The sequence below is a fragment of the Paracoccus saliphilus genome, assembly GCF_028553805.1.
In the GTDB taxonomy this organism is placed as follows: domain Bacteria; phylum Pseudomonadota; class Alphaproteobacteria; order Rhodobacterales; family Rhodobacteraceae; genus Paracoccus; species Paracoccus saliphilus.
Window position 1 is genome coordinate 3,648,757 of record NZ_CP067140.1, and the last position, 12,095, is coordinate 3,660,851.

8 protein-coding genes and 3 pseudogenes are annotated in these 12,095 nt (G+C 57.2%); 4 read left to right on the forward strand and 7 right to left on the reverse strand.

Going from position 1 to position 12,095, the window contains the following annotated elements:
* Positions 1-13 precede the first annotated feature (13 nt).
* The 4 genes and pseudogenes from JHX88_RS17515 to JHX88_RS22360 form a co-directional block, all read right to left on the reverse strand.
* Positions 14-988, reverse strand: coding sequence for a TAXI family TRAP transporter solute-binding subunit (locus tag JHX88_RS17515; RefSeq protein ID WP_076528734.1), 975 nt, complete (start codon positions 986-988; stop codon positions 14-16).
* A gap of 184 nt (positions 989-1,172) precedes the next feature.
* Positions 1,173-2,525, reverse strand: a complete 1,353-nt coding sequence (locus JHX88_RS17520; RefSeq protein ID WP_076528736.1) for a sigma-54-dependent transcriptional regulator — start codon at positions 2,523-2,525, stop codon at positions 1,173-1,175.
* Positions 2,522-4,408, reverse strand: coding sequence for a sensor histidine kinase (locus JHX88_RS17525; protein ID WP_076528738.1), 1,887 nt, complete (start codon positions 4,406-4,408; stop codon positions 2,522-2,524). Before JHX88_RS17525 ends, JHX88_RS17520 begins: the two co-directional genes overlap by 4 nt.
* A 223-nt stretch (positions 4,409-4,631) precedes the next feature.
* Positions 4,632-4,802: pseudogene (locus JHX88_RS22360) on the reverse strand (IS6 family transposase); the annotation flags it as partial.
* A 130-nt stretch (positions 4,803-4,932) separates the two neighbouring features.
* Here JHX88_RS22360 and JHX88_RS17530 point away from each other — a divergent pair.
* Positions 4,933-6,303: pseudogene (locus JHX88_RS17530) on the forward strand (IS3 family transposase).
* Positions 6,304-6,581: 278 nt separating this feature from the next.
* On the opposite strand, the gene JHX88_RS17535 reads toward JHX88_RS17530, so the two are convergent.
* Positions 6,582-8,081, reverse strand: a complete 1,500-nt coding sequence (locus JHX88_RS17535; protein WP_076528922.1) for a hypothetical protein — start codon at positions 8,079-8,081, stop codon at positions 6,582-6,584.
* A 205-nt stretch (positions 8,082-8,286) separates the two neighbouring features.
* Between JHX88_RS17535 and JHX88_RS17540 the strand changes: the two genes are divergently transcribed.
* From JHX88_RS17540 to JHX88_RS17550, 3 genes are all read left to right on the forward strand, one after another.
* A complete protein-coding gene (locus JHX88_RS17540; protein ID WP_176011507.1) occupies positions 8,287-9,162 on the forward strand; it encodes a tetratricopeptide repeat protein in 876 nt (291 codons plus the stop codon).
* Between the two features lie 134 nt (positions 9,163-9,296).
* Positions 9,297-9,716 (forward strand): hypothetical protein, encoded by a 420-nt coding sequence (locus JHX88_RS17545; RefSeq protein ID WP_076528926.1) that lies wholly within the window; start codon positions 9,297-9,299, stop codon positions 9,714-9,716.
* Positions 9,717-9,785: 69 nt separating this feature from the next.
* Complete coding sequence (locus JHX88_RS17550) at positions 9,786-10,160, forward strand: hypothetical protein (protein ID WP_272848086.1); 375 nt, start codon at positions 9,786-9,788, stop codon at positions 10,158-10,160.
* A 198-nt stretch (positions 10,161-10,358) separates the two neighbouring features.
* Here JHX88_RS17550 and JHX88_RS22365 read toward each other — a convergent pair.
* Positions 10,359-10,457: pseudogene (locus JHX88_RS22365) on the reverse strand (hypothetical protein); the annotation flags it as partial.
* Positions 10,458-10,762: 305 nt separating this feature from the next.
* On the reverse strand, positions 10,763-12,049 hold the full coding sequence (locus JHX88_RS17555; protein ID WP_076528929.1) for a F390 synthetase-related protein: 1,287 nt from the start codon (positions 12,047-12,049) through the stop codon (positions 10,763-10,765).
* Positions 12,050-12,095 lie beyond the last annotated feature (46 nt).

A 12,095-nucleotide genomic window follows, 5' to 3' on the forward strand; every position in this document is an offset into this window, starting at 1 on the left:
GCGCTGCTGCACTTCAGCCGCGCAGCTCGTCAGGGATCTCGATCCCGGCCTCGTCAAAATAGCGAACCGCGCCCGGATGATAAGGCAGGAAGGTGTTCTGATCCGCGTTTTCGGGAAGCGTTTCGACAGCAGCCGCATGGATCTGTAACATTGCCTCGTTGTTCTCCATCACCAGCTTGGTGATTTCATAGGCTAGGCTTTCGGGCATCTCTGCCGAGACGGTGGCAAAATTCCACATCGCCACGGTGCCATGCGCTGGAATGCCGGGATACATGTCCTCACGGATGTCATAGGCTGAAACCTCGGGCATGGCCTCAAGGATCTGTCCGCGCTGCTCTTCGGTGAATCCGAAGATGCTCACTTCGTTTTCTGCTGCGATCTGGGAGAAGGCCGAAATCGGAACACCCGCGGCGAAAGAGAACGCGTCGATCAGACCGTCCTTGACCTGCCCGGTAGAGTCGCTGGCTCCGGCAAAACTGACATTCGGGCTGACACCAATCACCTCGAAAAAGCGCGGCCAGTAAGTCGCGGCGGTTCCGCCCGCTGGTCCGACAGACACACGCTTGCCATCCAGCTTGGAGACATCGTCTATTCCGGTAGATGCGAGCGCAACTGCTTCGAAGGGGGTTTGATACATCGGAAACAGTGCACGCAACTGCTTGTGTTCTACGCCGGGCGCCAGTTCGCTTTCGCCTGTCCAGGCCTCATATGCCGGCCCCATGGTCAACAGGCCGATCTGGTGATCCCCGGTCTCGACCAGCGTCGCGTTCTGTATCGGTCCGCCGGTGACTTCTGCTGACGCGTTCACGCCCAGGTTCTGGCTGATCATCGCTGCCAAACCCGTGCCATAAATGAAATAGGTGCCGCCCTGGCTGGCGGTGCCGATGGTCAAGCTTCCTGGCCAATCCTCGCGATCCTCTTGAGCGATGGCAGGCTGAACCAGCATCATTGCGGACATGGCAACGGCGGCGATACGGTAAATACGCATTGAATTCCTCCCGAAATGCATCTTTCCCACAAGCAACTGCCCGTGGAATGTGCTCTGAAAAGCAATGCGCGCCCTGCTGCGGCAAGGGATCTGACTACGGTCAGCGCGAGAAAACCGTCGCCGCGATGCAGCAATGGGTGGATTTCGTAACATTGGCCGGAAATCATGTCCCGACTTTGCTACATCAGTCGTCCTGACCTTCCGCTTCGAGGCCAAGCTGCTTCTTGTCTATGCCATATTTCTGCATCTTCTCGTAAAGTGATTTACGCGACAAGCCGAGAGATTCGTAAACCGGTTTCAGCTTGCCGCCATGGCTGAGAAGTGCGCCGATCAGGACATTGCGCTCGAACTCGGCCACCTGATTTGCAAGGCGCATTGGTTCTTCGCCCAAATCTGTTACGGGCTGAAGAGCAACACCCAAGGCGTAGCGATCAGCGGCATTGCGCAACTCGCGCACATTGCCCGGCCATTGGGCGGCATTCACCTGGTTGATCAATCGCGGCGAAATCACCGGCGGATCGCAACGATATCTCGAAGCGGCCTCCTGGACCAGCTTACTGAACAGCAGCGGAATATCCTCGCGCCGGTCTGAAAGCGGAGGAATGGTCAGGGTAACGACATTCAACCTGTACAGCAGATCGGCCCGAAAACGGCCAGCAGCCACTTCTTCCTCGAGAGGAGAGCGGGAGGTTGCAATAAAACGCACATCCAGCGGGCGTTCATCATGCGATCCAAGGCGGGTGATGACCCGGTTTTCAACCACCCTGAGAAACTTCCCCTGTATATCGATCGGCATGGAACCGATCTCATCCAGCAGGATTGTTCCGCCCTGTGCGTGCTCGAACTTGCCATATCGCTCGCGCATGGCACCGGCAAAGGCACCTGGATCATGTCCAAACAGCTCGGATTCGATCAGACTGGCAGGCAATGCCGCGCAATCGATCGAAATGAATGGCCTCGTCGCGCGCGGAGAAAGATCGTGCAGGGCACGGGCCACGACTTCTTTCCCGACACCGGTTTCACCGATAATAAGAACATCGGCCTCTGTCGGCCCGATAGTGCGCATACGGCGACGCAGGTCAATCATCGCATTCGACCTGCCTACCAGGCGCAGCTCAAGATCATCGACCTGCCCGGCTGCCGCGCGCAGCACCCGATTTTCAAGTATGATGCGCCGGAAATCCATCGCGCGCGTCGCGATATCGGTGAGCTGTTGCGCCTGAAAGGGCTTTTCCAGAAAATCATGCGCGCCATCGTGCATGGCACGCACGGCCAATTGGACATCACCATGTCCCGTCACCAGGACAACCGGAATTTCGGCATCAATTTCGGCCACCCTGTTCATGAATGTCAGCCCGTCCATGCCCGGCATGCGGATATCGGTCACGACTATTCCGCGAAATCCGAAATTGATCAGGTCCAGTGCCGATTGGGCCTCCGCAAAGCTCTCGACCTCGAATCCGGCAAGATCCAGTGATTGCTCCATGGACAGGCGGATGTCCTCTTCGTCATCGATCAGCAATACCCGTCCACTCATGTCGATGCCTCGCCTTCACCATCCGATGCGGTTCGCAATTCGATCTCGAATGTTGCGCCACTGCCGGGTGCATCGCGCAATCTCAACTCGCCACCGAAATCGCGGATGATATTGTATGATATCGACAGGCCTAGACCCAATCCCTGACCCACGCCCTTGGTCGAGAAAAATGGATCGAAAATCCTTTCACGCAAATCGGCAGGGATCCCGGGACCGTTGTCCGCGACGCAGAGCGTCATTGTATCACCATCACCCACAGATTCCGTGGAAACCCTGATTTGCGGGTCTTGAGCGTCGTCCAGAGCATCCAGAGCGTTGGCCATCAAGTTCACCAACACCTGCTGCAAGCGCACAGGTTCCGCGATGACCTTGAGCCCATTGGGGACATTATCAATCGAAATTTCTACGGGCCTGTCCTTGAGCCGCCATGAGATGACTTCGACACTATCGCGAACCAGTCCGGAAAGGTCGACCGGCTCGAGTTGCTGCCTCGGTTTGCGGGCGAAATTCCTCAGCGTGCGGCTGATCTCTGCCATGCGGTCGGCCAGACCCTGGATGCGGACGATATTCTTGCGCGCCTCGTCATAGCGTTGCCGCTGCATAAATGTTTCGGCATTGTCGGCAAAGTTACGCACTGCGCCAAGTGGTTGGTTGAACTCGTGGCTGAGCGCAGCCGACATCTGACCTATTGCTGCCAACTTTGCGGATTGGACGAGGCGCCGCTGCGTTCGCCGCAACTCTGTCTCGGTCGCTCGCCGTTCTTCGACTTCGCCTTTCAGCCGCCGATTGACGGCGCCCAGCTCGGCAGTACGCTCGGAAACGCGTCGTTCAAGCAGCGCTTGCGTTGCACGATGATAGGCTGCCAGTTCAAGTCCGCGGTTTCGGCGCTGAATCAGGAAAGTAGCGGCAAGCGCTGCCAGAGAAACAGCCAGGATCACGATGAGTGCCATGTTCCAGGCCTGTTGTCGGGCCGAGGAAATGTCGACCAGTACCCGTACTGTCCATCCGGCATCCGGCATGGCCTGCGCGATCATCATGAAGGTCCGGGTTTCATCCTTTTCAGCGACCTCAACCAGTTGATGCTCTTGATAACTGCCGGTCTGCTTCACTGGCAGGACATCGATCTCTCTGCCGGCATAGCGTTGAACCTCGCGCGATCTATCCAGCATCTCGGAACTAAGCGGAGCCAGCGAGGAATATGTCCATTTCTCACGCGCCGAAAGGAAAATGACACCTTCTGGATCGGTGACGATGATTTCATATTCCGATGCCCTCCAGCTGCTTTCAAGCCGGTCCAGATCAACCTTTTGCACAACGACTCCAGTGACTTTGTCATCGTCCTGCACCGGCGCAGCAAAATAGTAGCCGCGGCGATCAGAGGTCGTACCCAGCCCATAGAACCGGCCCAGCCTACCCGCGAGGGCGTCATCGAAATAGGGTCGATAAGAGAAATTCTGCCCAATGAAGGGAAACTCGGAATTGTGGTTGCTGGCGGCCACGGTCAGACCGTCTGGACGCATGATGTAAAGGTCAGACGACCCCAGCAAAGTATTAACGGACTCAAGATAGTCGTTCGCCGCCCGCACGATTCCCTGATCGTCCGAGTGCGAGACCGCTTCTCGCAAAACCGGCTGCTGCGCCAGAAGTTGTGGTAAGCGCTCGTATCGAGCAAGTTCACCGTCCAGCGTTGCGACGGCCAGCTTCATTGTGCTGTCGCCACGGGCTTTACTTTCCGACAGATAGTAGTTGGTGAGCGGTCCGACGCCGAAAACTAACAGGGCAATGCACAGGGCAAGCCCGATGCAAAGGGGTAGTGTCCGGAAAAGAGCGCCTTTGCGACTTTCCAGCACATCATCTGTAAGCGGTAGCGAAGTTCTGATCATCTTGCCCTATCTGTAACACCTGTATCGTCCACATTAAGCAAAATGTAGATAGTTGTGCCGGGCAGAGCTATCGCATTTGGATCACGGTCTCTCCCCCCTTTGAGAAGGCTCTGTAAAAATGCATCATCCCATCCCGAACGTTTGAGCTTTATGGGGAGAGTTCCCTTGGACGGTGATGTCACATTGACTCGACCGTCCTGCAAGTTGACATGCCGGACGTGGATCAGGCGACATTCGCTGCGGATTTCCATGCCTCGAATGCTTCCAGTCGGTGGGAACGGATTGTGAGGGCGGCGCGACGGCGGGCTGGGACAGAGAAGGCATTTCGAGCTGCGGACTGCATCGACACGAAGCGCTGCAATCCAGCTGGCGGTCGGAAGCCTTCTGTCGGCCGTCAGCGCCCGTGGCACAGATTTGAGGTTGTGATTTAAGGAGGATTTGGGTCTCGTCGGAGTGACGAAGGAACGCAGACGAGACCCAAATCCTCAAAATCGAAATCACCGTCCAAAGCCCCCGCCGATCAGATGGTGAAAGATATCCGCCGCAAGACGCGGCGCCATTTCTCCGCGGAGGACATTGAGCGGGTGAACGCCACTGGTTCGAGAGAACCCGCGAAACCGGATCGTGCTTGAAGGCCTGCGTGGCGATGGCAGTATCGCCGAGCTGTGCCGCCGCGAAGGGATCGCCCAAAGCCTGTATTACACATGGTCCAAGGAGTTCATGGAGTGAGGCGTGAGCCGCCACCGGTTCGAGGCCACGCCGAACGGCAAGCGCCGCCTGGCCGGTGACACGGCCCGTGCCGCGACCACCGACGAGGTGAAGGGCCTGCGCCGTGAGGCGCATGACCTGAAGGAATGCGTCGCCGATCTCACTCTGGAAAATCGGCTGCTTAAAAAAAGCATGATCACGGATGGGGGCGACGAGGAATGAGGTATCCCGCATCCGAGAAGCTCGAGATTATCCGGATCGTCGAGCAATCCCACCTGCCGGTAAAGCGCACGCTGGAGCAGTTGGGCATCGCACGCCGAACCTTTTACCGCTGGTATGATCTATATCTGGCAGGCGGCCCTGAAGCGCTGGAGGACCGTCAATCCGCGCCGGGCCGAGTCTGGAACCGAATCCCCGCCACGATCCATGACCAGATCATCGAGATGGCGCTGGAGCAATCCGAGCTCTCCCCCGCGAGAACTGGCCGTGCGGTTTACGGGCGAAAAGCGCTACTTCGTGTCGGAAGCCAGTGTTTACCGGCTCCTCAAGGCACATGATCTCATCACCAGCCCGGCCTTCGTGGTGATCAAGGCAGCCGATGAGTTCAAACGCAAGACCAGCCGCCCCAACGAGATGTGGCAAACCGATTTCACCTATTTCAAGATCATCGGTTGGGGCTGGGTGTATCTGTCGACCGTGCTCGACGATTACTCGCGCTACATCATCGCCTGGAAACTGTGCACCACCATGCGTGCCGAGGATGTGACCGATACGCTGGAGCTGGCCCTGGAAGCCTCGGGCTGCGACAGCGCTGCCGTGCTGCACAAGCCAAAGCTGCTCAGCGACAATGGCCCGAGCTATATCGCGGACGAACTGGCGGAGTTCATCGAGGCGCAAGGCATGAGCCATGTGCGCGGGGGCCCATTGCATCCCCAGACCCAGGGCAAGATCGAGCGCTGGCACCAGACCCTCAAAAACCGCATCCTGTTGGAAAACTATTTCCTCCCGGGCGATCTCGAAGCCCAGATCGAGGCCTTCGTCGAACATTACAATCACCGGCGATACCATGAAAGCCTGAACAACGTAACGCCCGCTGATGCCTACTTCGGCAGGGCCGAGACCATCTTCAAACAACGCGAAAGACCATCGAACAGCGGCGCTTGCAACACCGCAAGCTCGCCGCATAAGATCAAACCAATGACGAGGCCAACTCTCCGCTAATTTACGCCCCGAGATGTGCCAATTGTTCTGACGACGGACAGAAAACGGCAAAAAGGGAGAAGGCGTATAGCTGCTGCATGTCGGTGTTCTCCGTATTCAGGCCAATTTTGGATCCCCGTTTTGCATCGCAATGTGACGCCGAGAGCCCGTGAGGTCGGATGATAATCGCTACTGCACTCGACCGCAAAGACTGGTGCGCCCATTCCTTCCGCATGGCGAGCGGGATGGACGCTAACAGATATGTTCAGGGTTGCGGGGTCGGGCCGCTCATGACTTGGCCGTTGACGGAGACCGACCCGCCGGGTGCGGCTTCGATTTCCCAGACAAGATTGCCGTCCTCGCCGGGCTGCGCCAGGGCCCTGGCCATGCGCAGCATCATCAGGGGCTGACCGGCATCTTCCGGCGGGGCGGAGGTCAGTGCCTCCTCGACCTTGTCCAGCCCGGTCGCCGAGATGCGCGCGGAGCCGCTTGGCATCTGCGCTGGCCCAAACCTGCCATCTCCCTCGAAGTTGATCGCGTAATCCGCACCTTTCAGATGGCCGGGGGCGACCTGCGCCTGAATATTGCCCTGCGGGAGAGCGGCATTCATCACCTGATCCGGATTCAGCGCCTCAAACGGATCCTCCGCCGTCAGGTCGAAGCCATCGATGGCGAGCGAAGCCAGCGCCGCGAGGTCATAGCCGGAAAAGGTGAAATCTAGCGCGGCCTCTTGCGGGAGCAATGGCCCCGCCCATGCCGGCAGCAGGTTCTCGGGAATGCTGAGACCAGCGACCCTGATCTTTTCCTGCAGATGGCCATCGGCAATCGCGCCAGAGGTTCCAAGCATGAATTCCATCTCGGCCAGTCCGAAAACCCCAATGGGCGAGGTGATCTTCAGGTCGCGCAGCGTGGCATCCATGGACAGGTTGTCCCACAGGGGCATGGCTGCACCAAGCTCGCCGCGCAGCTCTTCCTGCGAGCTGGTGATCAGTTCCTGCGAGGGATGGGCGACAAACCACGCGAGCAGCGAAAGAATTCCCTCGCTTCGGGCGCCTTCGATATCGAAGGTGCCATCATAACCGGGAGCCGTCATGCCGAAATTCATCGGCGCCCCATTCGTATCCACGATGTATTCCATGGATTGTTCGATTTCCTCCGCGCGGAAACTCATGGCCTGATCCACCCCTCCGGATTGCCCGGCCACCCCAGTCATCTCGAATTCCATGCGCCCGGTGCGCTGATGGTCACGCGAAAAGACTCGGGTTTCCGGTTTTTCATCCAGGGGCAAGGCCTCATCGCTGTCCTGCTCGAAAGGCACATAATTCACATTGTCGACGACATAGTCGGTCATCACGCCTTTCTGCTCGACAAATCCTTTCAAGTCCTCGTCCCATATGCCGCTCGACTGGCTTTTCGCGAAACCTGTCTGTTCGAACAGGCCCGGCACGGTGAATGACCATGACAGTTCCTGATCTTCGGTGACGCCCCAGGTGCCATCGCCATTATCCGTCAACTGATAGGTCAGGCTGGGGATCTCGAACTGGACCTGTTTATCGGCGAGGCCGGACAAGATCGGCGCGGCGTCGATCGTCAAATTGTAACTTTCGCCGTCGGGAGTCACCAAGACAACCCCTTCGGTGTTACCGAAATAGGATTGAAAAACCTCCGCCAGATGCTCGGCACCTTCATCCGTGGCCGGAACGGCCCAGGCCATCGAGACAGGAAAAAACGCCATGACGGCTGTCAGACCGGTTCGTAGATACATGTGATATACCCTCTTCAAAAGTGGAGACGTCCGGGAATGGATTTTTGACCAAAAGGTTAGTCATGTGAACGGGTAGTTGATACCTGTTTCGGGATCAAGCTCGAAGCTCTGTAGAAAAAACAGCAAACTCGGCACTTGACTAACCAGTCTTGTTCTCGCCGAGATGGAGATATATGCAGTATATTCCATTGAAGAGAAAAGATTAATGCTTCGATTAATATTGTCATTCGTTGCTCTTGTTGCTTTGGGCACGGCTCTTTTCGCGACAGGCTATCTGCTAGGTGAAAAACGGGTCGAGCCGCCCTGGCGGCCACCGTCGCTTGAAGCCGCGTTGCATAAATACGATGACAAAGAATATCTGGTCGCCAAACCTGCGCTGGATTACTGGGCCGATCTCGGCAACATCCGTGCCCTAACAAAGCTGGGCCATATGTATAGCAATGGCTACGGAGTGGACAAGGATGGGGCGAAAGCGATCGAATATTATCGAGTGGCGGTCGCAAAAGGCGGGTATGTTGCCGCTGCAAATCTCGGTTTCAAATATTTTCGTAAGGACTACCCTGGTCCGGAAGCGCAACTGCCGGAAGTGCCGCCCGAAGAAATATTCCGGCTTCTAACCCGGGCGAGGAACCATCAGGTCAGCCTCTATGTCCAGAACCGCCTCGGCATGATGTATTATGAAGGCGTGGGGGTTCCGCGTGATTTCAAAAAGGCCCGCGCGCTTTTTGAAGAGCAGGTCAACATCGACCCCGGTTTCGGACCAGCGCGGTATATGCTGGCACTCATGGTGCGCAATGGTATCGGTGGCCCCGCCGATCCGATAAAGGCTGTCCGGCTGCTGGACGATAAAGCTCTGATGTCCGATTATGATGAGCTTCTGGACAAATACGATACGGAGCTTCTTCTGGCGCTGAAAGATTACATCTTGGAACATGGCGCCTTCAGTATGGAATATGATTACCTTGCGGACATGGCCGAGGCGCTACAAAAGGGAGAGGATTACCCGACAATGCCGAGGCTCGGTCGCGACATGATGGCTAATCTCGATCTGCTGCCAGACACGAAAATACAGCGCAAATGAGTACCGTACTTCCCTGTTCAGACAACGCCACCTTCCGGCGACGATCAAGAGACGGCAGCCGACCTTACCGGAAGCGGTAACGCATATGATCTCCAGGCCACTCTGAGGCATCATAACAGTTCCACGAGGCATTCATGATAAAGACACAGGTCATTCTGATAGGGGCAATCGGCGCCGTTCTCATTGCGGGTGGAGGATATTGGGCGAAGGATCGATACAACGAACATCAACACACTGGCATGGAGGAAGCATTGGTTGCAGAAGCCACCCAGGCAGCTGACGACGCGGTCGACCAGCGCTACGCGGAATGCCGCGGGGATCTGTTCCGCTGGTATGATTCACCCGCCTTTCAATTCCAGATCGTCCAGGACGGTCACAAGGATTATATCATCATGTGCAAAGAGCTCGTGGAAGCTCAGGATCTTGGAACCGATGCCGAAATCAAGGATTGCGAACATTTGCTGAGCACCTGGAATCCATCGGCCAACCGCGGAACGAAGACATCTGTGACAGAGGAACGATTGCGATATTGTGAGAATCTAATGGGTGATTGAAACGGTTATGCATACCTCTATGGCGCCAGTGACCCGCGAACAGAACATTCCACCAATAAGGGCTCTTTCATGAAGATCATTTTACTTCTTTGCATTGCCGCGCTTCTTTTGACGGCCGGACTCTATTTGCATTTCGCGGGATCGATGGTTCCCGCCACGGATCAACAGCGATGCGAAAGCATAGTCGCGGATATCTACGGCGACAGTGATGAGGCAGCCGCTTCGTTTGCCGACCAATGCGACCAGCCGGGAATGGTGGCGATGATGGACGCAAGGGCGAATAATCTTGGTGCCGAAGAAGCGGCCGACGCAATCTCATCCGCCAATGGCGGCCTGATCGGTACCTTCCTGCCCTATGCGTTGATCGGTGCCGGAATTGGTGCCTTGGGCGGTGCATTCGTCGGATATCGCCAGCGCTCCAACAGGCAAAGCAAACAGGCCTGATGAAGAAGCACTGCAGCTCTCTTGTCTTCCTCTGGCGGAATGGATGCTCCTTCCTTTTGTGATGGCCTTAACACTCACCACAATGGCACATTGCGATGCCGTCGGGAGGGGCATCCCCCCTTCAACAAAGCCGAGATACGGCGTTGCCTCGCCCTGCGGCCAATGTTCCATTCGGTTTGCGCCAAGCGTCGGAAGAACCAGCATTGCGCCGGAAGGCGAAAAGACCAGACGGACATGGCTATTCTTTAGCACAGCGAAACCTTCCGGATTCTCGGCCGCAAAGCGAATGCGCCGCATTCTCGGTGTCAGATCATAGTGGCCCAACACGCGCAGGACACGAAAATCCGGGGGATTCTTGAGTTTTGATCCATCGCCGGACCAGCAAATGTCCGGTGGCTCGGTGGCAAATCCTGAATATGCCCCGTAACCACGCTACACAGATTGTGAAGCGCGCCGATATCGCTTCCTGCGACATGCACGTCAACTGCGCCAGCACATATAATTCCGCTCTTTTCGGACCACCGGCCACGGGGCCGACGATACCAAGGCGGTACCCTCTGATCCAGCCCAATCACAAAACGCGGGTCGCTTCCAAGCGCCAGCTATTCGGCTGCGCACTGAACCGGCTGCGTCAGCACGATGATGCGCCTGCGTTTCTCGTCCGAAAGCGCAGGGAGGCCACGGCGAAAGACCAGCCGGGGCGGGCAACAATTCAGGCGTCTGCCGAGATCGGCGATCCTTTCGGCAAGCAGAGTTTCCGCCCCGTCCTTCGCTCCATCGAGCCAGAATTCCAGATCGTCGCCACGCTGGATCACCCGATAATCGCGGATGCGGCATGGAAGACAGGCAATGGCCGTGCGAATGGCCTCGGCGGGGATCAATACCCTGCCCAGCACGCCCGGCCACCACAACATATCATCCTCTCGCCCTTCGATACGCGCGATACGTCTGCTCGTGCAGCCGCAAGAACAGGGGCGCGGGTCCGGGATGAGCACATCGTCGAGGCGATAGTTCAGAATTGGTAGACTTTCCCGGGTGAAGTCGTGGATGATCGGACAGAACGCCCCGCTCGCGGAATCGATCACATCTTCATCGATCCGCATCAGCCTTTCGTTCAAATGCAGGTTGCCCGCCGGGCATGTCATGGCCAGCACGCCTTCGGTTGCCTGATAGACCTGATCGACAGGCCGCCCGAAAGCCCGGTGAATGCCTGCCTTGTCATCGCCGGACAACGTCTCGGCCACCGAAATCACTCGACGCGGAGCAAGCGAAAGCCGGCCTTTCTCCTGCAACTGCGCAAGCAGCGACAGGATCCGGGCAGGCGCGATCAGAACCGACGGGTCCAGTGCTTCCAACCGGATCACATGGCTATCGAAATCACCCAGTAGATCAAAGAATTCAAACCGCACCATGCGATTGGACATACTACGATAAAGCGCGTTATCCGCCCGCATGAAGAAGGCCACCCGCTGCCGACGCCAGAGTTCAGGCCAATAACGGCCCAGCATGGTTGCCCCCCAAAGCCGCCTCTCCCTCTCCGACGCAAGAAACAGTCCCCGCTGACCCGACGTGCCGGTGGAAAGTCCGACAGCGACATCGCCTATCAACGGGTTGAAATCGCGGCTTCGCTCCGATTGCAGGGCTATCTCGAAAGCGCGGTCACGGTCAATTCCGCAGGTATTGATGGCCGAGAAATTCTCCATCAACAGGGTCTTGGTCATGCGCGGCAATTGATCGAGCGGCGTATCCGCGAAATCACGATAGAACGGGGACCGAGGCATGATCCGCTTGCGGAAATGTGCAAAAGCCCGGTCTTGATGGCGGTTAATCTGCTCACGCGAGGCGAAACCGCCTCCGTAGCGCGCGGTCAGGAATGCGAACAGGCTCATGGCATGGCCTCCTGGCAGTGAGAGGGGTCGAAAACGATATCCGGGC